17 protein-coding genes are annotated in these 25,754 nt (G+C 45.9%); 4 read left to right on the top strand and 13 right to left on the bottom strand.

Annotation, left to right across the window (positions count from 1 at the left end):
- Positions 1-23 precede the first annotated feature (23 nt).
- Both uraH and pucL read right to left on the bottom strand, forming a co-directional pair.
- Complete coding sequence (gene uraH / locus BP97_RS0101765; RefSeq protein ID WP_028547575.1) at positions 24-398, bottom strand: hydroxyisourate hydrolase; 375 nt, start codon at positions 396-398, stop codon at positions 24-26.
- 4 nt (positions 399-402) lie between these two features.
- Positions 403-1,878 (bottom strand): factor-independent urate hydroxylase, encoded by a 1,476-nt coding sequence (gene pucL, locus BP97_RS0101760; protein ID WP_331281297.1) that lies wholly within the window; start codon positions 1,876-1,878, stop codon positions 403-405.
- Positions 1,879-2,206: 328 nt separating this feature from the next.
- Between pucL and BP97_RS0101755 the strand changes: the two genes are divergently transcribed.
- Complete coding sequence (locus BP97_RS0101755) at positions 2,207-2,671, top strand: Lrp/AsnC family transcriptional regulator (protein ID WP_231506185.1); 465 nt, start codon at positions 2,207-2,209, stop codon at positions 2,669-2,671.
- A gap of 197 nt (positions 2,672-2,868) precedes the next feature.
- Here the strand turns inward: BP97_RS0101755 and BP97_RS40065 are convergent, their stop codons facing one another.
- The gene (locus tag BP97_RS40065) at positions 2,869-7,026 is read right to left on the bottom strand and encodes an Ig-like domain-containing protein (RefSeq protein WP_064745650.1); all 4,158 of its coding nucleotides are present in this window, start codon (positions 7,024-7,026) and stop codon (positions 2,869-2,871) included.
- 232 nt (positions 7,027-7,258) lie between these two features.
- On the bottom strand, positions 7,259-8,044 hold the full coding sequence (locus tag BP97_RS0101745; protein ID WP_028547572.1) for an AraC family transcriptional regulator: 786 nt from the start codon (positions 8,042-8,044) through the stop codon (positions 7,259-7,261).
- 172 nt (positions 8,045-8,216) lie between these two features.
- On the opposite strand from BP97_RS0101745, the gene pyk reads away from it, so the two are divergent.
- Positions 8,217-9,635, top strand: a complete 1,419-nt coding sequence (gene pyk, locus BP97_RS0101740; protein ID WP_036745310.1) for a pyruvate kinase — start codon at positions 8,217-8,219, stop codon at positions 9,633-9,635.
- 50 nt (positions 9,636-9,685) lie between these two features.
- On the opposite strand, the gene BP97_RS0101735 is transcribed toward pyk, so the two are convergent.
- From BP97_RS0101735 to BP97_RS0101715, 5 genes are all read right to left on the bottom strand, one after another.
- Positions 9,686-9,973, bottom strand: coding sequence for an S-layer homology domain-containing protein (locus tag BP97_RS0101735; protein WP_028547570.1), 288 nt, complete (start codon positions 9,971-9,973; stop codon positions 9,686-9,688).
- Positions 9,974-10,004: 31 nt separating this feature from the next.
- Positions 10,005-11,447, bottom strand: coding sequence for a sulfatase family protein (locus BP97_RS0101730; RefSeq protein ID WP_051620314.1), 1,443 nt, complete (start codon positions 11,445-11,447; stop codon positions 10,005-10,007).
- A gap of 5 nt (positions 11,448-11,452) precedes the next feature.
- Entirely contained in the window at positions 11,453-12,331 is an 879-nt protein-coding gene (locus BP97_RS0101725) for a carbohydrate ABC transporter permease (protein WP_081823870.1), read from the bottom strand.
- A gap of 24 nt (positions 12,332-12,355) precedes the next feature.
- Positions 12,356-13,243 carry a carbohydrate ABC transporter permease gene (locus BP97_RS0101720; RefSeq protein WP_028547567.1) on the bottom strand — a complete coding sequence of 296 codons (888 nt, stop codon included), beginning with the start codon at positions 13,241-13,243 and terminating at the stop codon, positions 12,356-12,358.
- 228 nt (positions 13,244-13,471) lie between these two features.
- Entirely contained in the window at positions 13,472-14,788 is a 1,317-nt protein-coding gene (locus BP97_RS0101715; protein WP_028547566.1) for an ABC transporter substrate-binding protein, read from the bottom strand.
- A 147-nt stretch (positions 14,789-14,935) separates the two neighbouring features.
- Here BP97_RS0101715 and BP97_RS0101710 point away from each other — a divergent pair, with 147 nt between their 5' ends.
- Positions 14,936-16,438 (top strand): sensor histidine kinase, encoded by a 1,503-nt coding sequence (locus BP97_RS0101710; RefSeq protein WP_028547565.1) that lies wholly within the window; start codon positions 14,936-14,938, stop codon positions 16,436-16,438.
- 114 nt (positions 16,439-16,552) lie between these two features.
- Positions 16,553-17,239, top strand: coding sequence for a response regulator transcription factor (locus BP97_RS0101705; protein WP_028547564.1), 687 nt, complete (start codon positions 16,553-16,555; stop codon positions 17,237-17,239).
- Between the two features lie 94 nt (positions 17,240-17,333).
- Here the strand turns inward: BP97_RS0101705 and BP97_RS0101700 are convergent, their stop codons facing one another.
- The 4 genes from BP97_RS0101700 to BP97_RS0101685 all read right to left on the bottom strand — a co-directional run bounded on the left by BP97_RS0101700 (position 17,334) and on the right by BP97_RS0101685 (position 25,749).
- A complete protein-coding gene (locus BP97_RS0101700; protein WP_028547563.1) occupies positions 17,334-18,647 on the bottom strand; it encodes an ABC transporter substrate-binding protein in 1,314 nt (437 codons plus the stop codon).
- Between the two features lie 211 nt (positions 18,648-18,858).
- Positions 18,859-19,716, bottom strand: a complete 858-nt coding sequence (locus BP97_RS0101695; RefSeq protein WP_028547562.1) for an SMR family transporter — start codon at positions 19,714-19,716, stop codon at positions 18,859-18,861.
- A 457-nt stretch (positions 19,717-20,173) separates the two neighbouring features.
- The gene (locus BP97_RS38570) at positions 20,174-24,670 is read right to left on the bottom strand and encodes an S-layer homology domain-containing protein (RefSeq protein ID WP_051620269.1); all 4,497 of its coding nucleotides are present in this window, start codon (positions 24,668-24,670) and stop codon (positions 20,174-20,176) included.
- Positions 24,671-24,888: 218 nt separating this feature from the next.
- Positions 24,889-25,749: a DeoR/GlpR family DNA-binding transcription regulator gene (locus BP97_RS0101685; protein WP_331281296.1), complete on the bottom strand. Its 861-nt coding sequence runs from the start codon at positions 25,747-25,749 to the stop codon at positions 24,889-24,891.
- Positions 25,750-25,754 lie beyond the last annotated feature (5 nt).

Below are 25,754 nucleotides of genomic sequence, written 5' to 3'. Positions count from 1 at the left end.
GGGACAGCCCCTTTTACCGATAGTCAACTCCCGCGGTAAGTGCTGTAGCCGCCAGGCGCTATCAGCAGCGGTACATGATAATGTCCTTCATCATCTTCAACACCAAAGCGTATAGGAACTTTATCCAGGAATGGCAGCCTCCTATTCGCTTGAACAGGGCCCGCGCCTCCTGATCTGCAAAAATATTCGGACACATGAAATACAAGCTCATAAATACCTCGTTGAACCGTCTCGCCTTCCAACAGCGGACTATCCAGCCTGCCATCAAGATTCGTCACTCGGCTGAGAAGCTCCACCCGTTCATCGTCTTCCTCAATTTGAAACAGCGTCACTTGAACTCCCGCTGCCGGAAGTCCACTTGACAGATCGAGAACATGAGTTGTTATTCTGCCTGTCATCACATCACCCTCCAATACGGGCCAAATCTTCGCGAGTCATGGAGAAACCTTGGAATCCATAAGGCGGACGCGGCTCCGTATACACTCTACCTTCGCTATCCGGCACAGTCTCTACCACCGTCTCCCATGTCCGATTATTCGATTCGAACTGTACAGACTCAATTTGCGGGAAACGCTCCATCATTCGCAGCCCGATATGATAGATCAAATGCTGGATTGAAGGGCTGTTCTTCTCATGGAACACTACATGTGCAATGTCTCTGATATGTTCAGCCGGTACGTACCTGCCCGACTCCGTAGAGAGTGAGTCACCAGGATCACTGTAGGTCCAATGAATATCCAAATAGATAAACAACGGCCGATCGTTAGTTTCCGGAAGTGTCGTATACTCATCTCTTACGAAGCCTGCAAACCCGCTGCCCCGCACTTTAATGAGCTGTAAATCCGCTAGCCCGCAACGATGCCGGGTAATAACTGCGACTCCGTCACTGCGTTTCACTTCTAATGTAGCTGTCGGATGGTCATTATGAGAGTAACGGTATACAAGTCCACTCGCCTTCAGCCCTTGTTCACCTGGTATTTGCAAGCCTAGAAAAGGAATCCGATCTCCCGTAATTTCAATGGAAGTCATCTGCGGGTAAGCATCCAGAAACCGCCGGCTTACGAACTCCAGAAATCCTTCGGTCGTATTGCCCTTATAATCCGCCGCATGACGAAGAATAAAATTTTTCATGGAATCGGTCGCAACGACCATGCTGTTGTCCCCCTCCGTAAAGGAAGATAGAAACGGTTCGCCCCGAACGGCAATTTTGATGTTATGGGCAAAAATTACGTTTTCTTCACCCGTAAAGTCTGATTCAGGAATCGGTCGAATCCCCTTCATCGGCTTCCCGTAAGTTCTGTAAACCAATACATCGCCCTTCCCGTAATACATCACCCGCTCGTTGCTCATTGACTTTTCCACCTCTCCCGAATCGTCATTTTGATTAAAAACTGTCTCTAAACGAAATCCCGCGATCCGTGCTACTTCTGTCAACGCTCTTTCATATTCAGCTGCAAAGCTGTTATTTAGGCGTTCCTTCATCGCTGCAATGATAGCTTCCTTCCCTAGTCCCTTGACAGCAATAATAAAAGGAAACCCAAAGCGCTCTGTATAGTCACGATTCATGGAGGACATCACCTTGTACTCTTCCTCCGACAATTGGTCTAAACCGGCACCCCTCTGTTCCTGCTGCGATACCACCGTCATCTGGAGCCTGCCTGCTAAGTCAGGGTGGGCCTGAAGGAGCGCTAATCTTTCCTCGTACGAGGCTGCCTTGACCATCTGAACCATGATTTCGTGCAAATGCACGACCGAATTAAATGGTTTTGATGCCCAAGCTCGTTCAGCCACCCACGGCGAATGCTCGAATATCCAGCCCAGCAACTCGATAAACGCATTCTGGTTCATTTCATTCGCTTGAGTTAGGGTGAGTCCCACGATTTCGCCTCCTTATCTAACTAGGCTTTATTAAATTTATTGATAAGAGACCCATAGAAGTGACGTAAGGCTCCAGCGCCCCCACCTCCATCCTTCACCCATCTTCTGAATAATTGGGCTTCTCAAAACTTCACGGCTTCATCAAGCTGTATAAATTAGAGCACTACCCATTCCAAATTAACCCATTTAATGTTATGTTATATAACACAAAATGATGATATTCTTATGAAATTGAATCAAATCGTAACTATATGTTATATTTAATGACATAATTATATGCATCTATTCTCCATTGTGTCAATATTCATAATCTAAAAGAGAGTAGGTTATGGTTATGGATCTTCCTCATTTGGATCAAACCGATCAAGATATTATTCGCTTTCTACATGAGAACGGCAGAGTGTCCTATTCCAAAATCGGCGAAGAGTTGAATTTATCCCGCGTGGCAATTCAAAAACGGGTAGAGGCTTTAATGGAGTCAGGCATCATCGAAAATTTTACGATACGACTGAATGCAATGAAGCTGGGCAAGACCGTGTCCGCTTTTTTTGAGGTAGAGGTAGAGCCCCGTTATGTGGAGCAGGTGGGTAACGAATTATCCGAGGATCCTTGCGTGGTCAGCATTTATCAAATGACTGGCCCCAGCACGCTGCACATGCATGCCCTGTTGAAAAATGATGAAGCTCTCGATCATTTTTTATTTAAAAAGATCTATGCGATGCAGGGGATTGTTAACGTAGAGACTCATATGGTAATCAAGCGCTTCAAACAAGGCATAGGATTGGAGCTATAGAACTGCAACTGTTACATACGCCAAAGCTATGAGTTGTCAGTGTGTCGAGAGCCAACTTTTGAACGAAAAAAAGGCGGCTGCCATCGCAGCCACCTTCTATTGTTTTAATTACAACGAATGTCCATCCTTATCCTTGTTGTCGTGCCCGTCATGATTGTCATTTCCGCCTTGGTTTCCGTTATCATTGCCACCATGGTTCAGTCGTCATGTCCGTTATTGGACCCCTTCTTAGTGGCAACAACCTCCCATGTTATCGAATCCGAACGGTTCCCCGCCAAATCCTTCCCTTCTATGACGATTCGATTCCTTCCTTTCCTTAGAGGCACGATTACGGAGTAGGTCAAGTCTGCATTAACCTTAGCCACATATCCGTTAGCCGTTACGGTTCCAGGTTCACTAATTTTACCCGTTATAGTGTAGTTTCCTACCTCCACCTGATCATCCTTGCCGTTGCCGTGTCCGCCATGCGGATTATCGATTGTCACTACAGGCTTCACCGTGTCGTACGTAATCGTCACTTTCTTAGGTGCAGCGCTATTTCCTAACAAATCTACGGCTGTTACGGTAAATTCGTTGGCCCCTTTGACCAGATTCACTTTTTGATTGAACTGTAAATTGGAATCGACAGCCGTTTCTTTGCCGTTAATAAATACTTTACCAGGCTCGCTTATCGTTCCAGAAATTGAGTACACAGCAGTAGAAACAGAACCATTGGACTGATTAAGTCTTAGCTCGGGTACGATTGAATCCACAAACAGCATAAGCGAAACCGGTTCCGCCTGCGCTCCTGTTGAATCAGCGGCTTCTACTTTGATCAGATTATTGCCTTGATTCAGATTCAATGTTGTCGAGAACTTCAAATCCGATCCCACCGGGACCGCATTCCCGTTCACTTTAACAGCTGCCGCACGACTGACACTGCCCGAGATGCCATAAGTCGCTTGAGTCACAGAGCCACTCTGTTGATCCAGCTGAATAACCAAAGGACCTTCAGGCGTTACCGATACCGGTGCCGAATAATCACCCTCAATCGTATTATTCACTGCTGCCACAACGTAAGTATACGTTTTGTCATAGGCCAATCCTTTGTCCATATAGCTTAAATCCGTTTGAGCGGATGCTACCAACCTGAACCTGCCGCCATCCCCTTCACTGCGGTACAAATTATATGAGGTTGCGCCCGGTAAAGCCGACCAACTGATTTGAGCGGCATTACCATAAACTGCAGACGTTACTCCAGTTGGTGCACCCAGAGCCGGTACACCGATACGAACGTTATCAATATATTCGTTCACCTTGTCTTTGGCTGATGACAGGAAGTCAATAGCGCTTAGCTTGGCAGCATCCGGCCATCCTTTGTCCTTATGGAACGTTATTGCTCCGGCAGAGACCCCGTTGATGAATACTTCAGCCATCTGTGTTTTGATATCTGCAACGACCTTAACGTGATACCATGTGTTTGGCTTAAATTCATTGTTGGTCGGCAATGGTACTGCCTTGCCATTGCTGGTGTCCGTGTTCCGATAATAGAAGCAATAGGCAGTAGGACAACCGGCACCGTAACCGGAGAAAATCTCGACGTATTGCTTACCGAAGGCTGTGTCAAGCAAGCGCAGTACCCTTGGATAATCGGCCCCTGCCGTTTGCATAACATCCACTTCCGCGATAACCGTTCCTTGCTGTGCTGGGAATGCTTTGGAAGCCCGCGTTTGGCTCGTGCTGTCGTCGTACAAATTAAGCAGCTTGCTCGAATGATTGCCTGCCGGCGAGCTTGGGACTTCATCTACCAAAATATGATTTTGGTCGGTTCCCGGAATCGGCCGACTATCGTAGCCTTCCGGTTGAGCCCCAACCGTCATACTCTCAAAATCATCATTGATGAGAATCACCGCAGCCGGTGTCCCAAGCAGCGCTCCGTTACGCTCCTCTGAATCCTCAAGGCTTTCCCCAGCAGCATTGGCCGCTTTGATTACGTAGAAATAATTCACTCCCGCTTCTACCTGAGTATCCAAATATTCGTTGGAGGAAACGGTCGCCACTGTCGTGTAAGGCCCTCCCGGTGTCAGGCTTCTTTTCACCTGGTAGCTCGTTGCCCTTTCAGCTGGCGACCAGGATACTAGCAGATCCGAGGTTCCCCGAGATACCGCAACTCCGGTAGGACGGTAAGGTACAGGAGCAATCGTTTCGAATTTCACTTGAGAAAAGGTCGATTTATTGTAGTTTTCGATTAAATTGTTCTCTTTTGCCGCATCGGCCATTAAGCCTATATACACTTCATTAGCATCCAGCGGCATCGAGCCGATGGACGACCAGTTGGTTCCCTCTTGAGAAATATAGCCTGTTACGGTGCCACCGAACTTGACGATCTTCACATAATATGGTGGATTGATCGAAGGCAGAGGCGGTGTTTCGACAATGTCAGTCCCTTCGGTTTCCCTGCTGTAAAATTCAGCGACGTGTCCGTCTCCCCTAACTGCCAATCCCATCAATCCCAACCGTGAACCAGGCGTCAGCTTTTCGCGGATCATGACTCCGGCTTTTGCAAGAGGTGTCGTATGTGTAATTTTATCAATTCGTGCGATCAATTGACCATCGCCAGTCAGTTTTTGATAGGCGAATTGGAAGGATTCCGGATTTGTTGAAATGTTACCGGAGCTCTTGACCGTGAACACACCGTCATTCAGGTTCGAATGTCCCGGCAGCCCAGGATTGCCAATATCCACAGCACTCCAAGGAGTAATGTCCCCAGGCGCATTAATATGCACCGGCACAGCGTCCGAATCCGTCGAGGTTCCCGAATTATCTATCGCTTTAGCGATTAGAAAGTAGGTTCCCTCAGGCACATTCGACCAAGTAAATTGATACGGAGCCGTATCATCTTCACCCAGCTTAGTATTATTACGGTAAAACTCTACTTTACTGACGGAGCCATCGGGATCTGTCGCTTCAGCGTTAATAGTGATCGTAGTTCCCGTGTCAGTGATCGTATTAATCGAAGGCGTAGTGATTTGAACAGTTGGGCTTTGCGAACCGTTTCCGACAATGGAGTTGAGGTAATTTTCCAGATTCGGGTACCCATCTCCATCGACATCGCCGTTACGGTCCTCAGGATCGTTAGGATTAAGTCCATGTGCAAGTTCCCACTCATCCGGCATTCCATCATGATCTGTATCTGTTGGAGCTGGAATACTGTTCAAAATAGGCCAGCCACCTACTTCTGCAGGCGAGTTGATTTGTCTGCCCGTACGATTGCGAACGTCATTAACAATCCGGGAGTCGACAGAGTCACGCTTCGGTAAAATAGCACCAGCCTGTGCAAGAACCAGCTCGTAAGCTTCCTCTGGTGTATGAGTCGTTACCGGAGTCGACGGAACCGGTTCATACAATCTGGTATTGGTAGGCGTAAACTCATGCACTCCAAGCCAGTTATCCGCCGTAACACTTGGGGAACCATCAATGTTATTCCCGTCAATGTACCATTGCCCGTTCAGGCCCAGTTCATCGAGTACTAAATCTCTTTTGGTAAGGTCTGTGTCCGGCCCGTATTTATTGTAATTGTTAATCATGTTCACATTTGCGCTGCCGCCGCCGTATGCGGTTTTGTAGTTCCAGTTGTATACGACATTGTTTCTGTAATCCAGACTTCTTTTATCCTCTTCCGTTCTGCCTTTAAATCGGGGGTTACGACTGCTGTTATGAACCAGCAAATTGTGGTGATAGGAGGTGTTGCCCGCTCCCCACAAGCCGCCGAAGCCGTGACGGCCCTTTTCATGCTTAGACATATGCAAAGCTTCACCTATGATGGACCATTGTACCGTTAGATTATCCGTGGTTTGCGGTGACAGCACCTCATCGATGGCCCATTCGAACGAGCAGTGGTCGATGATGATATTTTTGCGGCTGTCAATCGACATCGAATCGCCTTCTGCAGGGGATTCATCCCCCATACGAAAACGCAAATAACGCATGATGATATTATCCGCTTTTACATACACGGAATAATTATTAATGCTGATCCCGTCTCCCGGAGCGGTTTGCCCGGCTATTGTCAGATTGGAGCCCGTAATGTTGAGCGACGATGCGAGTTGGATATTTCCAGATACCCTAAATACAATGATCCGATTGCTTTGACTTACCGCATCTCTTAGAGAGCCCGGACCGGAATCATCCAAATTCGTCACCTCGTACACCGTTCCCCCACGGCCGCCGGTTGTGTACATGCCTCCCCCTTCCGCTCCCGGAAATGCAGGCAGAGTCGAGCTTGAGCCCGGTGTATCAGCTGCATAAGCCGGAAAGGAAGCAGCAAGGATTACGACAGATAATAAGGATGAGCAGAGCAGCTTTCTTAATTTCAATAAAGTTACCTCCCTACGGTCAATTAGTCATCGCTTTGCATCGATGAGTTTATTGTTAACGCTTACAATATTGACCTCCTTTCTTACGAACATCTTGCAGAAGTACCCACAATAAGTAACGTTCCTAGAGGCGAAGAAAAGGCTGCAAGTAAAGCTTAAACACATTATTCCCATTAACCTATAGGGCTTTTTTTTCATTGAATAGGGGGATTACACTAATGTAAGCGTTGTATTACTGAGGGGGTATCTCTCTCTCTTTCGTATAAGCAGCAGGGGACTTTCCAGTCTCTCTTTTGAACACTTTATGAAAATAAGATGGGTCACAGTAACCCAAATAATCGGAAATGTCTCCGATTGTACGCTGGGAATGGGTCAGCAAATAAATAGCGGTTTTCATCCGTAAGCCATGCACATATTCACCGATGGTCTGACCCGTCACCCCGCTGAACAGAGCTGCAGCATAATTAGGAGTTTTATCGATCGCTTCTCCCAAGTCTTCCTTTGTCACCTTCTCCCTATAATGGTTTTGGATATACGATTTCATCCGATCGACATGCTGCTCTTTGGCCGATGAAGGCTTACCCTCATCCAGTTCCCGATTCCAGTGGGTTAATATTTCCAGAGCTAACGATTGGCACATCGCCTCACGGTAAAGAAGCTGTTCCTTCCATTCCTCGTTCATCATCCGGAAGCGCTGGAAGAGCAGCTCGTACTTGCCGGTCTTCCATTTACAGCATTCTGCTGCAGTAAGCAGAGGAAGCAAAGGTGAGGAAGCATCGTTTAAGAATGAAACGACGTACTTCTCATGCGTTACCGTTGGTATACTTTTTCCGTAGAAAGGCACCCCACGCGGGATAAGCAGTAAATCTCCCTTCTCCAGTATTACTTTCTCATGGTTGATCCAATACAAACATTTGCCATAACTTACGAGAACCAAGACATACCAAGGAGCCCCCTCCTCATACTCTTCAAACCAATGAACTCCTGTATCTTGGCGAACCGTTTCGATGTAGATCATGTGCAGGCTCCTTCCTTACATATCCTCCCAGTAACACCGTTAATCCGTTATCCGTTAAGCATCTGTTTTATCATACTATTATACATTTACCATACTATGTTTCATAGTATTATTCGACAATTTTCCCTACAATGAGTTCCAACAGCACCTATACAGAGGAGTGGAACTTACAATGACACGCAAAACAAAAATATTATGTACTATGGGACCAGCCTGTGATTCCGTCGAAACTTTGAAGGAATTGATCCGTTCCGGAATGAACGGCGCTCGTATCAATATGGCTCACGGCGAACTCTCAGATCATGCAGGAAGAATCGCCAGAGTACGTCAAGCTGCCGAGGAGCTTGGAGCAACCGTCTCCATCCTTATCGATATTAAAGGCCCCGAAATTCGTACAGGGTTACTAGAGGATGCTTCCTACGTGCTGCGTACCGACGATACAATCACACTGACAACCGAGCAAATCAAAGGGACCGCGAATCGCATCTCCGTATCCTATCCGCAGTTAACCCAGGATGTAACGGTAGGTTCACGTATTTTGATTGACGACGGCTTGATCGAGCTGAAGGTGGAATCGATCGAAGGAACTGAGATTGGTTGCCGTATTTTGAACGGCGGCATTATCAAATCACGTAAAGGCGTCAACTTGCCAGGCGTGCGCACCTCGCTGCCGGGCGTAACGGAAAGAGACGTTCTTCACATTCAATTTGCCGTCGAGCAAAATGCTGATTTTATCGCTGCCTCCTTTGTACGCAAGGCTAGCGACATCATGGAAATCAGACGTATTCTCGAAGAGAAAAATGCCCCCCATATTCACATCATTTCGAAAATTGAAAATGAGGAAGGCGTAGTCAATCTGGATGAAATATTGGAAGCATCGGACGGTCTCATGGTCGCCCGGGGTGACCTCGGGGTGGAAATTCCGGTGGAGGATGTGCCTATCATCCAAAAGCAAATGATTCAAAAAGGTAATGCCGTCGGTAAAACCGTTATCACTGCAACGCATATGCTCGATTCAATGCAATCGAATCCTCGTCCTACCCGTGCGGAAGCAAGTGACGTAGCCAATGCCGTATACGACGGCACAGACGTGCTGATGCTCTCGGGCGAAACGGCTGCCGGCAAATATCCGGTGGAATCCGTCCGTACTATGGCGGCTATCGCTGCCAATATTGAAGAAGTATTGCCTTACGAAGAAATGCTGACTAACAAAACGGAGCTGCGCAAAACGAACATCACGGAGGTCATCAGCCGTGCTGCCGTGAGCTCGTCCCTCGACTTGAACGCTAAAGCGATTATTACGCCTACCGAAAGCGGCTTTAGCGCAAGAATGGTATCCAAATACCGTCCTAAGTCGCCTATCATCGCTGTTACTGCGAACGATTGGGTACAACGCAGACTCACTCTTTGCTGGGGGGTAACACCGGTTCTGGGACCTAAAGTGGAGTCTACCGACGCTATGTTTGAATCAGCACTGAAAGCTGGCGTACAGTCCGGTATCATTGAATCCGGCGACCTTGTCGTCGTATCAGCAGGAGTTCCAGTCGGACAATCAGGCTCTACCAACTTGATCAAAATTCAGCACGTATAGAGATAAAAAGCAGCAGAGCCTGAAACAGGTTCTGCTGCTTGTTTTATTTTTTATTTTAATAGACGGTAGATCAGCATCGCCGCCTCCGCTCTGGTTAACGGCCCTGTCGGGTTCAATCGTTGCTGCTCGTCGCCTGTCAGCAGATTGTGCTGCAGCAGGACGGCTGCTGCTTCCCTTGCATAGCCAGATACCAGCTGTCCATCCTTAAAGTCGGATAGACGATTCAAGGAGGATGTCGTCGGAATTTCTCTACTATGCAATGCCTTGGCTATTAGCATCGAGGCGTCTTGACGCTGTATCGTCGTTGTCGGGTCAAAGTGACCGTCGCTCGATCCCACAATCCATCCCGCCTCACGACTGCTTGTGCCTCTACAACTCGAAAGGGTCGTCCATTCTTACAAGCCATTCTTGCAGTTCCGTGTTCAACTGCTGCGCGATAGGGTGCTGTGAGGCTCTTTGCAGCAGCAGCGGATTTAACTGATAAGGATCTTCTTCCAGGTCGTAGAGAAGTCTCAAGCAGAAATTCGGGTCAACCGCCGAGTAGCCTCGATGAACTACATACGTATATTTACTCGTGCGGACCCCTCTCCACCCGAAACGCTTGTTGTCCAACCCTTGGGCAGCGAATTGCTCCATCACATCTTTACGGCCTGGGAAAGCGCATAGGAAAGCGGGTTGATCTGGAGTCGTTTCTAACCCAAGCACCGCTCTCGAATAATCACTTCCTTCCACGGTTGACGGGACCTCCAGCCCCGCAAGACCGAGGAGCGTCGGCATAATGTCCACGCTGTTAAACAATAGATCCGTCCTGCCTGCATGAATGCGCTCAGGCCATTTCATCAAACAAGGAATGCCGATAGACTCCTCGTGCCATGAATGCTTCGCCATCAAGCCGTGTGCTCCCATCAGCTCGCCATGATCTGAAGATAATACAATCAGCGTGTTTTCCTCCAAACCAAGCTCCTTCAGCTTCTTGAGGATACGTCCAAACTGTTCATCCAGTCCGGTAACGGCAGCACAATAATCCCTCATATACCGCTGTAAATTTTCAATTCCATCCTCAATCGGCTCTCCGGTATGCGCCGCCAATCCTTCGGCTCGTACATTAGGCCTCCAATGTATATCCATGTTCTCATACATTTTCTTGTACTGATCTGGAACTTGATCGAACGGACTATGCGGTGGATTCCATGATACAAATAATGCAAAAGGCTCCTGCTCAACATCAGCGGACCGCTCCAAAAACGCAACTGCCATATCAGTCTCATGCTCAACAGACCATTGATTCACTTGAATCATATCCGGCGTATCCTGCCAATAATGCGGTGTCAAATGTTCATCATACGTTCCATATGAATACCAATAATCGAATCCATGCCTTTTCGGACCCGGAGGCGTGTAGGCATCCCATCCTCTAGCTCCCGAAACCGGATGATCGGTTACATTTTGCTCAGGAAGATCCAAATGCCATTTGCCGATATATCCGGTTTTATAGCCTGCTTGCTTCAGCACATCCCCAATGCCGATATCATCTGCTCGCAGCGCTATATCCGCCCCTATCTTGCAGTTGGTGAAGACTCCGTTCGTTTGCGGATACGTACCGGTCATCAATGCCGCCCGATGGGGCGAGCAAAGTGGGGTGCAGCTGACCGCATGATCAAATATAAGACTATCCTTAGCAAAAGCATCAATATTAGGCGTCAACACAGGATCTTCATTGCGAAAGCCTACAGCTTGTCTGCGCCACTGATCAGCAAACACATAGACAATATTCGGCTTTCCTATATTGTTATTGGCTGATTCTTTGTTCATCCTGCTCATCCTTTCACCGCTCCGGCAGAAATGCCTTCAACGAAGTGATCCTGAGCAATGAAGTATATAATAATGGTCGGAATAATGGCACATACGGCAGCAGCCATAAGAGGCGCGTATTCGGTCGCGTGCTCCGTCTGAAAATGCTGCATACCAAGCTGAAGCGTGAAGAGAGCATCATCATTCAAATAAATCAATGGCCCCAGGAAATCATTCCACGAATGCATGAAGGTGAAGATCGTAAGACTTGCAATAGCCGGACGCGTCAGAGGCATAATGATTCGCGCAAAAATACCGAACTCGCTTAATCCATCGATACGCGCCGCTTCAGACAGCTCCTCAGGAATCGACATATAAAACTGACGGAATAAGAAGACTCCGAACGGACTAAATGCTCCAAGCAAAATAAGCGCCCAATGCGAATTTAACAGCCCAAAATGCTTCATCAGCAAAAATTGTGGAATCATCATGACCTGGAACGGGATCATCATCGTTGTGATATACAAGAAAAACAATTTATCCCGCTCCGGAAACCGTACCTTGGCAAAAGCATACGCAGCCATGGAGCATGTAATGATTTGCAATAACGTCGTGCTGACAGCAATTTTAATCGTATTAAAATAGTAAGTAAAAAACGGAAGGTCACTCCATACCTTCGAATAATTCGAAAAGTAGAACTTGCTCGGAATCCATTGAATCGGGAACCCGAACACCTCCGCCTCCGATTTGAACGAGGCTGAGATCATCCACAGAAACGGCATGATCATCGAGCCTGCAACGGCTATAAGCACTACATATAATAATCCTTTACCAATCCACGCTCCTGACGAGCGGGAAACCTTCAAGGAATGCGGTTGTTTTGTAGCTGGTGCGACTGAATTCATTCTCTTGTCATCCCCGTTCGTCGTTTAGTAATTAACCCATTTTTTCTGGCCGCGGAATTGAATGATCGTAATCAGAACAATAATGGCGAACATCACATAGGCCATGGCCGATGCATAACCGTATTCATATCTTTGGAAAGCTGTGTAGTAAATATCGTAAACGAGCACATGCGTTGATCGGCCCGGACCTCCCTTAGTCAGCAGGAATATTAGATCAAATACTTTAAACGAATTGATAATGCCCATAATGACCGTGAAAAAAATAACCGGCGAAAGCATAGGTACCGTTATTTTAATGAGCTGCGACAGCTTGCCTGCTCCATCGATCTCAGCCGCTTCGTACAAATCCCTCGGAATCCCCTGAAGTCCGGCGAGATACAGGACCATGTAATAGCCGACATTTTGCCAAATCGTCACTATGATGACTGAGAACAACGCCCATTGGGTAGAGGCTAACCATGCGGGAGGATGATCTACACCTATACTTCTTAGCATCCCGTTAATTGGCCCCATCGTTGGATTGAACAATAGCTGCCACACGACTGCAACCGCAATGGTCGCTGTAATATGAGGAAGGAATATCGCTGTGCGAAATATTTTCAGCCCTTTGATGCCTTTGTTTAGTGCTACAGCTGCCAATATAGCGAGCAGCAGAGTTAGCGGCACCGAAACGACCATCATCACTATACTGTTCAGCAGTGAGATGCGGAACGATTCATCGCCAATCAATCGTTTATAATTGTCCAAGCCTGCAAAAGTAATAGCTCCAAAGCCGTTCCAATCGGTAAAGCTCATAACAAATGAAGCAATAACCGGAAAGCAGATGAACGTCAGGAAGCCGAGTATATTAGGTAGCAAAAAAGCATACCCTACCAGCCGGTTTCTTCTTGTTAGCGCTCTTGATGCCTGCACGCGGTTCCACTCCCTTCTGTTGTAGGTGATCCCATAAGTCTGTGATAAAGTGAAGCAACCCGTGGGGAAAATGCCTCCAGCCGGCTTAACCATCTTGTTTATCGTCAATTGGAATTTCTTATGGTGATGACGATAAGCCAAAACTCGCGCTGAAAGCATCTTTCCCCACTAACTGTGCTGGTTCCACTCTATCAAGGACAACATGGGAACCTTTATTTTTCTACTAAATTATTTTTTACCTGCTTTGTAATCCTTTGCGTATTTATCCGCCCATTCTTTCTGAACACGCTCACCAATCTTTTGAATCGCTTGGTCGACTGTTTGGCCGCCGGACAAAGCAAGCTCGCCTTCCTGCAAATAAATGTTGCCTACGACGATGTTTTTCACGCCAGGAAGCAGAGGATATTCCGGATACTCTTTTTGTTCCACGAAGTAGTGAATGTTCTTCGGCTTCATACTGCCATCGCCTACATAGGCTTTACGGATGTCATCATTGGTGAAGCCTGTCAGGAAGCCCTTGGATGCGAATACCTTTGCTCCTTTGGCGCCTGTCAAATATTGCAGCAGCTTGAATGCCGCTTCTTTGTTCTTAGAATCTTTGTTGATCATGATCGACACCGGAGTCGCTAAGCTTGTATTCGCGGCTACGCCCGGTGGATGAGGAATCGGTACAACGTCCCAGTCAAAGCTGATTTTTTTATCCGCTTCCGCTTGACGAAGCTGCGCTACATGCCAGTCACCGATAAGATTCATCGCTACGTTGCCCTTTTGGAACGCCGAATTGTAGTGTGCGGAAGTGGTTACCTGCTCGGACCATGGCATAATAGAGCCGTCTTTCTCCATATCCTTACGGAATTGGAGTGCTTTCTTGAACGGAGTCAAATCCTTATCAATGATGGATGCCCCTGTCTGAACGGACTGCATGTACCAGGTTTGGGCCCATTGCTGCAGGTATGCGCCATAAATTTTGTTGGCACCTTCGCCTTTGGTCATTTTCTTGGCTAAGTCTCTGAACTCATCCCATGTCATGTCCGCCTTAGGATAAGGCACGTTCATTTGGTCGAACAACGTTTTGTTGTAATAAAGCATGTAATTCGATTTGCGGTATGGCAAGCCATACATTTTATCGTTTACCTTCATGCCGTCGTACAAAGGACCGAAGCCGGATACATCCACATTGCCTTTTTTGATGTAATCATCCAAAGGCTCCAAAATGCCTGTATCCAGGAACACGTCCATATTGCCGCCGAACAAATCGATTTTTTCTCCACCAGATAATTGCAAACGCAGTTTTTCATAGTATTGCGCTTGAGGAATCGTCTCGAATTGAACGTTAATGTTCGGATTGTCTTTCTTAAATTCTTCATACGCCAGCTTGGTCGTTTCCAAGTCGTCAGGAAGTATGGTCATCCGAAGATTAATCGTATTCGAGTCTGAAGCCGACCCGTTCCCCGCTGCTTTATTATCGGCCGGTTTATCCCCGCAGCCCGCTGCAAGTCCAACCAACAAGGTACCCGCTAATGCGGCGCCTATTACTTTTTTCATTTTACATCCATCCCTTGTTTTGTTATCATAATGATTACGCTTTCGTCGCTGTCTATAGTATAGGGGAATTCGAGTCGGTCGCAGAAGGTGAAAGTTTTATTCCCCCTTTTCTATCCATCCGTAATCTGACATCTGGAGTCGTTCAACATGATCTATTTCACGCTATTGTTTATCGTCTGTTCGATTCTTCTCACTTATCGTAAATTAAACAGCCTGTCCACCCGATTCATGTTCGGCATCATCCTCGGATGGGTTATTTCGTTCGTTTCCTTTACTTTGTATTTGAGTAAATTCAACTACTATTACAATATCATTCATACGTTCTTTAACTTCAGTCCGGGAACGTGGAACTACTTGGTGCTAACCAAATTTAACGTGAACATGCTAATTCGTTTGCTGAACGGCGGCATTATTTTATTTAATGGATCGCTCTTATGCTTTGCCATTTCCTTTACACGCACTTCCCGAAGACGGACGAACGCCAGGATTTATGGGGCTATCGCCGTTTTTTCCGTCATTTCTTTGATTTTTTATGATCCGGGCATTCAAATTTGGCTTCAAGACATTGCCGTAAATAGTACCAATACGGAGGGGATGTCGTTAAGCTCCGCGATCCATTTTCTTGAATATGGTTTCCGTTATGCGGGAGACGTGCTCATCGTGATCGCCTTCTGGATGCTGCTCAATTACTATATGAATTATCCGAAGATTCGTTTTTTGAAAAACTATGCTTTGTACCATATTTTGAGCCTGATTCCGGTTGTCCTGATCCATTTTCTACTGTTCTCATGGGCACCCAAAAACCTGGTCATTGCAACCTATCTGCAAGGCTATTACAATTACCTTCAGCCTCCAATCGGCTCGTATCCGTTAACGTTGTATGTATTTCCTTACGTTGTGTTTGCTGCGCTGGCCTTTCTCATTTTTATCGTGTTCAAGTACAATTCCATAGAAGCCTATCACAAAAATCAGGACGTTCAAATCAACAAAAGCATTGATACAGCTTCCTTGGGGGCAAGAGCCTTTACCCATGCGATGAAAAATCATCTGCTAGCTGTCCGTTCGGAGGCGGAATATTTGAAGGAGAAGCATGCAGACGATGAAGATACTTCGTACAGTTTGGACCTGATGCTGAAATCGTGTTCTGCCGCGATGGAGAGTATAAGCGATGCGGTCCACAAGCTCAAATCGATCGAGCTGAACCTGCAGCCGTCTCGTCTTAACACTCCTGTTAAGGAGGCCCTGTCCCTCGTCAAGCAGGGGAATCTTCAAACAGATATCAAATTTGTAGCCGGCGCAGAAGTACCAATAGCTTATATTGATCAGCAGCATATGGCTGAGGCGATTTATAATATTATTGAAAACGCTCTCGAATCGATAGCTGGTTCTCCGGACGGAGCCATCGTCATTCATCTTGGCCGACAGGACAGTTGGGGGATGATTTCTATCACCGACAATGGACCTGGTATGCCGAAGGAGCATCTGGACATGATCTTCTCCCCTTTCTTCTCGACCAAGCCGTCGATTCATAATTGGGGGATCGGTCTTTCTTACTGTCATAAAATCGTTGCCGGCCACGATGGCAAGATTAGTGTGGATAGCAAGCTAGGTGAAGGCACAACGTTCCGTATTTATCTACCTGTTATTTAGGATCAACACGATCAACAGCAGTTATTCTGGAATTGCAAAATAAGGTAGGGGAATAAAATATACCCCCATTCGCCAAGGTTCAGACAAGGGAGTTAAAAAGGGGAGGCACTTGATATGAACGGGGATCATATAAAAATACTTATCGTGGACGATATGGAGGCCCATCGCAGAAGACTGGAGCGCATTATCGCCGCTTGCGAAGATATGGAGAGTGTTGCATCCGCTAGCTCAGGCTATGAAGCCGTGCTGTACGCGGCGCTGCATCAACCGGATATCATTTTGATGGATATCGAGATGGAGGATCCGTTAGCAGGCATTCATGCAGCCAAGCAAATTAACGAGAAGCTTCCGCATATTAAAATTATTGTTCTGACCGTGCACAAGGATGACAACATTATTTTCGCCGCTTTTCAAACCGGCATTATGGATTATATTCTTAAAACTGCGGAAAAGGAAGAAATTGTCGAGGCTATTCGCTCTGCATATTACAACCGTTCCCCTATCCGTCCGATGATCGCTGAGAAAATACGGGAAGAATTCGTGCGCATCAAGAAGACCGAAACGAGTCTGCTCTATGTCATTCAAATTATTTCGGAGCTGACCCCAAGCGAGCTGCAGGTGCTCAAGCTTCTCTGCGAAAATAAAACGCGTAAGCAAATCTCGGAGGAACGGACCGTTGAATATGAAACGATTAAAAAACAGGTCGGCAGCATTCTGAAAAAGTTCAAAATGCAAAGTACAGCAGAAGTAGTAGCAACGGTAAACGAATTGAAAATATTCGAGGTGCTGAAGAAGCTATGATTCGTGCGCAAAAAACGGCAGCATTCGAGAGTCTCGATGCTGCCGCTTTTATTATTTTAACGATATTAGTTAGGCCTACCGCCCCATATGCGACTTATTTCTTTGCTGCCGCTTCGATATCCTTGGTCGCTTGCTCGGCCGCTTTACGGAAGGCTGTGTTTACGTCGCTCAAATCTTGGGCAACCTCTCTGAATGCAGCCGTAGTCGGTTTTTCCACGATATCATCATAAACCGTTTTAGGAGAAATAGGCGCTGGTTTGGTCGGATAGAACGCTTTAATATTTTTCCCTTTCAGCGTCGGAATATCTCTGCCGAACGATTCGATCAGCTTCGGATTATTCACGACCGGCATACCCGTGCCGTCCGCCGCAAATTTCTCCTGCATTTCATCCGAAGTCAAATAGGCCAAGATATCGAAGGCTACATCCTTATGCTTGCTTGTGCTGGCTACACTCGCTAACGTAGGATACATTTGAGATCCGACTCCCGGCGCTTCTTTAAACGAAGGAAGTGGAACGGCATCCAGGTTCATATCCGCAGGAGCACCTACCATCGTGCTGTTAAAGTATGCATACATCGCAAGCGTCCTGTCCTTAATGAATAGATCGGCCTCTTTCCCTTGTCTTTCTTTCGGCACAACGGCTCCCGGAATTTTATAAAATCTAGCAAAGTTTTCGGCAAACATTTTGAATTTTTCCGAATCCACCACAGGCTTCATCGTCTTAGGATCGACGAACGGAAGCGATAGCTGGTTTACCCTCTCCATATGTGAAACGGAAGTCATTAAACCGTAATATTGGGTGCCTCCCTCATTTCGGGACATCTTTTTCGAGATTTCATACACATCGTCCCAGGTCATGCCCTCCGTCGGATAAGAAACACCGAATTTATCGAACAAGTCCTTGTTGTACATTAGCACTTCAGCCGTTGTAAAGATCGGCAGAGAAAATATGCTGCCTTTGCCATAGTCCTTAATAAAATCAAACGTAGATTTTTCCAGACGGCTCGTATCGTAATTCGTCTTCTTAATAAATTCCCCCAAGTCCGTCTGCAAATTGTAATTTTGGAATTGAGCGACAAAACCGATGGATAAAATGACGATATCAAGGTCCTGTCCAGATGCAATAACCTCATTGATGCTGGTTCCTGTACCGAAAGGTATAAATTTTGGGGTCACATACGGAAACTTCTCTTTAATTTTTTTACCCATCAAATCCATGAATTGCTCATCCGTAGTTCCTGTATTGGGACGGTAAAACGTAATTTCTACAGGGTCTCGTTTGACATCATTGGCGACCTTAGCAGGTTGACTTTCTTTGGTTCCTCCATTGTCACCACCTCCGCACGCGGACATAAGAAGCAGCCCACTTAAGGTTGAAGCAAGCATCACTCGATTTCTTTTTTTCATTTTTATGACCCCCTAAAATAATGAAAATAACCGATTAGAATGACAGGTTCCGTGATATTTTTAGTCAAAGCTCTTATATAGCACTTTGAATGAAGCGCTTACATAAAGCGCTTTCATTTATTATATAACAAAAGAACATTGCAGCAGATCCCACAATATTCATCTATTTTTGTACTATATTCACATTTTTTAGTTTCTGTTCACGATTAGCTCAGGATGCGCCGAACGCTGCCACCAGCATAATGCCTAGCGCAACAATGGCAGATGAGATGATTCGTTGAGTGCCTTGCTTTTCTTTCAGAAGCCATACCCCCAGAATTGTTCCAAATACGATGCCTATCTCTCGTACTGGAGATATGTGCGACAATGGAGAAATGCTCATAGCATAGAGGAATAACAAGTAAGAGCCCGGATTCAAGATCGCCCCAACCGCAATCCCTTTCCAATTCGTCATTAGCTGTTTTTTCATATTTGGTACGCCGAATACAGACTTGGAAATCCCCAATACAAATCCGATATTTGCAATCTCCAATAATGTGAAGGGAGATAAATTATGTAAATTGAGTTTATCTACAAGCACGTAAAATGTCGTACATAACCCAACCGACAATGCCAGCAGCAGCGGCTTTCGCTGTGCCCCTCCGATATTGCGGCCAAATGTCCGCCCACTCATAATAAAAATCCCTGCTATGATGCAGCCTAAACCTACCCAACCCCATACAGATAAGGATTCTCCCAGAAAAATAACTCCTATTGTCGGAATGAGCAGCGTAGAAGTCCCTCTCATGACAGGATACACCTGAGATAAATCACCGTGTTTATACGTTTCGGTAAGCAATAAGCCATAGGCGGCCTGCAGCCCTAATGAAAGAAAAACTAACAAGTACCCTAAGGCCGGCAAGTCGGCGTGAACAAGTTCCATTACTGAAGTAGGAAGCAGAATCACAATAGAGGGAATTAGGATTGCCCACAGGAACAAACCCTTATCCTCACTTTTTTTCGCAAACAAATTCCAGACCGCATGAGTCAGTCCCGAACAAATAACAAGTAACACCGCCACAATGATCACAAGATGTCATCCCCTCTCACCCACTGACCCACACATAATAACACACAAACACACATATTTTCAACCACTAATTACAACTCCATAAAAAAGATGCCGCACACACAACCTGTTTAACCTGCCTGAACAACAAAATGCATACTTCTGTCCCCGACGGACAAAAATATGCATTCATAACCGCACTAGAGCAATTGCTTCCATTGACAACAGCTACTCGAAAGTGTGGGTCTTAACATCAGTATGCTGTTTAGGTCACTCCCACCAATGCTTTTTTTCGGTAAATCCAACGTCACATGGTTAAACCTCTTAGAAGAAAGACAGAAGAAAGATTGCATTTATATCATGGGAGAGGGGAGTTTTCAATCAAACCACAAAAAAGTGACCCGCAGGAGGTTCACTTTATTACTAAGTGATCAACTCACGGGTCACAATTTAATATTGTTTACTATGTGATAAGGTGTTACTTACCCATTTTATCTATTAGCCTCAACAGGACTACAACAGCTTCCGCGCGATTGGCTTGATCCTTCGGAGCAAAACGATTACCAGGGAGTCCGTCAACTAACCCTTTCTCCTCTGCCAAAGCAATCGATCCCATCGCCCACTGCGGAATATCGCTCTGATCTGCAAAGGAAGTCACTCGACTATCTGAGGATAAGCCTTTGGCTCTCATGATCATAACAATCATTTCAGCCCGGGATATCCTTTGATCCGGCTGGAAGCTTCCATCCTCATATCCGTTAATGATTCCAGCCTTCACAGCAGCGGCTATCTCTCGTTTAGCCCAATCTCCAATTGCATTAGCATCTGTGAACGACAAGTTCATCGGTTCACCTTGAAGCTTTAAAGCATGAGCTAACATGACCACAAATTCAGCACGAGTTACGGATTTACTTGGTTGGAATGTCTCATCTGGATACCCTTGAATAAAGCCGAGTGCTATGGCTCTATTGATGTTCGATTCAGCCCAATGCCCGGCCAAATCCTTAAGCGCAACCGGCACGGTTGGCTCTGGAGTCGGGGTTACTTCCGGCTTATCCGGTTTTGTCTCAGTCACCGGTGGTGTCGGGACCACCTCCACTGGCGGCGTTGGCGATGAAGAGCCACCGCTGGAGGAGTGATTATTGGTAGAGCCTAATCGGATGACTGTAATAGCATATTGCTTGACCGTTCCATCCTCTGCCGTAGTATGAACTAGAATCAAGTTGCTGCCGACAGAAAGTTTAACCTCTCCCACTATAACAGCAGCCGCTTTAGGGTCAGACAAGGTATAAGTCACCTTGGCTTCAGGTGTAGCGATAGGTACATACATCACATAGCTTAGCAGATTGGATGCGAAGCCAGGCACGGTTTTCCCGTTGATCTTCAAGTCTGTCAGATCCGCGTTAGAGGATAGAGCGATGCTTGCCCGTTTCACAATAACGGTATAACGTTTAGAAGTATCATCCGATCCCTTAACATCGACCTTGATCAGGTTATCCCCAACAGCGAGCTCACCGCTTCCGGTAATCGTTACCGTTGCTCTTGCATCGGCCTGATTATAAGTCACTTCCGCTACGGTCGTGCTATTTGGCACATGGACTACATAATTAAGCTTATCGGAAGCAAAGCCATCTATCGTTTTTCCGTTTAACTTCAAATCAAGCAGGTCCGCACTTGTTGCAAGCTCTTGATCCGCCCTGTTTATAAGAAGGGTATATTGTTGGGCACTTCCGTTCTGTGCCTTCACATTAACCGTTACAAGGTTATCGCCTACAGCAAGTTGATTTCCTCCAGCGACCTCTACGGTTGCTTTCGCGTCAGCCGTCTTGTAAGTTACCTCAGCTACCGTCGTACTGTAGGGAACATTCAACTTATAGCTATACTGATTAGAAGCGAAGCCAGGTACAGTTTCCCCGTTTACTTTCAAATCGGACAAATCCGCATTCGAGGACATGGGCACCGTCTCGCCTGTAAAATCAATTTCACTCATGCTTGTAAAAGTTTTAGCTGAATTATATGTGCTAGTAACGACAAACTTGACATATCGTCCTGTCAACGGCTTATCCAACGCAACAAAATCCTTGTAAGCTGTACCTGTCCAAGTGTTTCCGAAGGTGCCTGCAGCCTTGTTCTGAGCGTTGTTCAGGAAAGCATCATCCTTTAGATCTGCCAAATTGTCAGATGCATACAGTATAAAATCTTTCGGAAATTCAAGTGCTGTTTGGCTCAAGCGGCTTGTTCTTCTTATTCCCGTAAAGCGCTGTGTATTTTGGGTATCCAGGATGACCCAATGAGGAAAATCGGCGGCAGGACTCTCATACTTCGAGTGCCATATCGTCGCTTCACTCCCATCGAGAATATTGGATGCAAGAGCACTCTCATTATCTGCATAGGAGCTAAACGAGTCGACAGTAAATGCAGTCTTCGGGATAAACGTATACACGACAGCCGCTTTCGTCGAATCCAATGCCCATTGCAATTCTAAGTAACTATTATCAATATCTTTCGGATCACTGGAGCTTGTCATCGATTTGGCAATGGCCAGCTGAGCCTTAAGGCTGTTTAACAGATCTTGGGGATAAGAAACACCCGGTACTGAACTAGCATTGCTCTGGAATGCATGGGCTTGACTGATCAGTGCAGTAAGCTGTTCAAATGTAAACAGTTTTACCGTCTTATAAGAATCAGAGAGAGCTTTAATCTCCGTAGCGGATAGCGTTCTTTTCCAAATTTTCAGATCATCCATGGTAACAGATGCTCCGGCATAGCCTTTTTTACCGTCTGCCCCGATAATAATGTTGTACGTCGTATCCAGGCTGCTTGTCCCTAAGCCTGCTGCAGTAGCTGAGCTTTTTTCCACTCCATCTACATACACTTTGCCAACATTATTAGTACGATCCACGATAATGGTGAAGAGATGCCACTCTGTCCCTACACCCGCTCCTGTATCCAAACGAGTCGTGCCATTGGCCATGTTAAGGGTCATATTGTTTGCTGTAGCAGGACCAATATACCACCCGACATTTTTACCTGAATTCCAGTCTTTGTTTGAAATGACCGTCTGATCACCTGCCAGGGAACCCGTATGCCAAAAAGATACTGTAAAATCACCGTTTCCGAACTTCAGATCACTTCGGCTTCCAAGATCGATATAATTCGTGGTTCCGGAAGGAATACTTACCGCTTTATTCGATTTCCCCGCTACATAAGTCACGTTTCCTATGGCCGTAGCCAAACCGGTAACTCCATTCGCTTGATCGCTTAAATTATCATCGAAGTTCATATCGACGACCAATTGCTTCCACATCGTTGCCGGATCAATCGGTGTTAAGACGGGTGGTGTACCACCTGTTGTAAATGTTTCTTGCAGCGAAGCAGATTTGTTCCCATAACTGTCAACTGCTGTTACGGTAATAGAATATTTCGTTTGAACCTGAAGGCCATCCAATGGATAAGTCATCGTATTAGGAACAGGAGAGAAATAAAAATCAGAAAATGCATTGAATGACTTCACCATCTGGCCGGTTCTTCTATCCGTTACGGCTACCTCATAGTGATGCACCATCTGATCGTCCATGGCTTGCGGAACGACAACTTTAGGCACCGTATCAAGATCGGTGATGCTTAAACGATCCGTGCTTTTAAAAGCTGGAGCAATTTTATTTCGGTTGACCGCCGTGAACTTGAAATTGCTCTTGATTTCATCATTGGTGGAGCCTTTTAACTCAATCACCCAAGGCTCGCCGGCAATGGCACCCGAGCTGTTGAAAGGTGGCTGCGGATTAAAGGACCATGTTCCGCCCGAATAAATATCGCCGAAGTCGGCATTTAAAGCCACTCTGTCCACTTCAACTCGATTGGGGTATATCTCCACAAATGCAGCTTGAGATACAGGGAACTCGAAGCGAGAAACCAGCCCCGCCGGAGTGGCAGCAAAGTATCCATGCTCTGCCTCTATGTATGACATAGAACCTTCATTTACGGAGGTAAAATCCTTTTGATAAATGGAGCGATCATCATTGATATCCAGATGGGAGTGCCCCATAAAAGCAACGACTTGAGGATAATCTTTCAGATCCGTATTTAAATTTGGATTACTTCCCTGTTGACCATCCATTACTGTATTGGATATGGGTTGATGTACATTGACAAATATAGGCTTGTTGCTGTTTGCGGGATCTGATGTAATGGCAGCAAGTCTGCCTTTTAACCAATTTCTTTGAGTCGTATCCGAATTGTAGTTGTTTCCATTAAGAAAAAAGAAATAATACCCGCCTATCTGAGTCTCGTAATATCCATTCGCTTGTTCCGTGAACCAATTGGGGTAGCCCTCTTTCACTTTGGCAACGGAATCGTCATGATTCCCAATGGACACTTGCATCCTAGTCGTATCCATTCCTTTTCTATCCAAATTGCTTTGAAAAATATCATGAACGATTTTATGGTCGTCCCCTTTGTGATCTCCGTTATCGTTGATCATATCCCCATTCATGATAATAGCATCTGGCTTTGGAAATATAGATGCAATCGTATCGAAGAAGACTTCATACTTGGGATCTACATCGTGCGAACCAATATGGATATCCGACATTTCAACAAACTGAAGCAGTGGCTTTTCTTTGGTCTTTATGATGTAACCATACGTATACGTTTTACTGTATACACCATCCTTCTTGGCAATCACGCTTAAATTGGATGTTTTTGAAAGCTGAATCGGCGCGTTATCATACTTCAAGCTTTTGTCATTGGGAGTCATCCCATCGAGAGTGTAGTAAATCTCTGCTCCCGGTGTTGTGGTGCTCAACGTGATGGATTTGGGTTCATCATATCGTCCGCCTGGGAGCGATGCGATGGGAGTATCCACAGCCCCCATTGTGACACCTGCAGCCTCAACGGCTGGACTGATCGGCAGGGTGGATAAGACAACGGCACTAACGAGAACGGATGAAACAAGTCTTCTTGCTTTGCTAAACAACCTTACTCCTCCTTTTGAAAACAAATTAAATCAACACTCAATATAGCAAAATTAATTTGTTTTCCTTGGTTTCTACTTTATGTTAGAGGAGTTTTGTTTGCATTAGATCAATTTAATGTTAATTTATTCTAAAAGTTCCATGGAGTCTTCATAAAATCTCCACAAAACAAAAGCACCTACTCCAAACCAATGGAATCGGTGCTCTATTTTTATAAATGCTACTCATACACGATTTGAATGCCATGATTCGTATATTTATCTACGATCTCGCGATCGATTAACGAATCCGTTACGATCCGCTCCACTTCGTCGATAGCACATACTTTGATCAAGGAAACGACATCGAATTTGCTGCTGTCTGCAAGTGCAATGGTTTTTTTTGCGTTTTTATGCATAATCTTCTTCAACTGGATTTCACCGATACCGTAATCGGTAATTCCTTCTTCCAATGATATCCCGCTCACGCTCATGAAGAACAGATCGGCATGAAATTGGGATACGAAGGCTTCTGCCAACTCACCAATGACTCCCCGCTCCTGATTACGGATGACACCGCCTGTTAAAATGATAGTATAGTCAGGCTTCTCAACGAGTTCATTAGCAATCGGCAAGGAATTCGTTATAATGGTAAGTCGCTCGAACTTCCGCTTTAGCGCTCTGGCGAACTCCGTATTCGTCGTACTGACATCCAGCGCAATGGATTGCCCTTCTTCTACGTACTTTGTAGCCAGCTCGACGAGCTGCTTCTTTTCTTCTACGAATTTTGTTTCGCGAAAAGTTAACGGTTGTTCCTTCTTATAATCAATGTCAGCTAGAATAGCACCACCATGAACTCGTTTCAGAAAGCCTTCCTTCTCCAGAAATTCCAAATCCCTGCGTACCGTTTCGAATGAAACGCCGAACATCTCGATTAAATCGGAGACAACGACGGATTTTTCTTTATTGATTTTTTGAATAATGGCTTGATGCCTTTGCTGTACGAACAATTTATTTTCGTCCCTTCTACCAACAAGCTGGCTCGCAGAAACACAAGCTACAGCCATTGTAGCATAATCCAATCCTTTTTCATAATAATACACACACA

It is taken from the genome of Paenibacillus sp. UNC451MF (genome assembly GCF_000686845.1).
GTDB lineage: Bacteria > Bacillota > Bacilli > Paenibacillales > NBRC-103111 > Paenibacillus_S.
This window is presented reverse-complemented; position numbering and strand designations above follow the sequence as displayed.

Excerpts from the sequence above, each read along its gene's own strand:
- uraH (WP_028547575.1), bottom strand. The coding sequence starts at position 398 with ATGACAGGCAGAATAACAACTCATGTTCTCGATCTGTCAAGTGGACTT.
- BP97_RS0101755 (WP_231506185.1), top strand. The coding sequence starts at position 2,207 with ATGGTTATGGATCTTCCTCATTTGGATCAAACCGATCAAGATATTATT.
- BP97_RS0101745 (WP_028547572.1), bottom strand. The coding sequence starts at position 8,044 with ATGATCTACATCGAAACGGTTCGCCAAGATACAGGAGTTCATTGGTTT.
- pyk (WP_036745310.1), top strand. The coding sequence starts at position 8,217 with ATGACACGCAAAACAAAAATATTATGTACTATGGGACCAGCCTGTGAT.
- BP97_RS0101730 (WP_051620314.1), bottom strand. The coding sequence starts at position 11,447 with ATGAACAAAGAATCAGCCAATAACAATATAGGAAAGCCGAATATTGTC.
- BP97_RS0101725 (WP_081823870.1), bottom strand. The coding sequence starts at position 12,331 with ATGAATTCAGTCGCACCAGCTACAAAACAACCGCATTCCTTGAAGGTT.
- BP97_RS0101715 (WP_028547566.1), bottom strand. The coding sequence starts at position 14,788 with ATGAAAAAAGTAATAGGCGCCGCATTAGCGGGTACCTTGTTGGTTGGA.
- BP97_RS0101710 (WP_028547565.1), top strand. The coding sequence starts at position 14,936 with ATGATCTATTTCACGCTATTGTTTATCGTCTGTTCGATTCTTCTCACT.
- BP97_RS0101705 (WP_028547564.1), top strand. The coding sequence starts at position 16,553 with ATGAACGGGGATCATATAAAAATACTTATCGTGGACGATATGGAGGCC.
- BP97_RS0101700 (WP_028547563.1), bottom strand. The coding sequence starts at position 18,647 with ATGAAAAAAAGAAATCGAGTGATGCTTGCTTCAACCTTAAGTGGGCTG.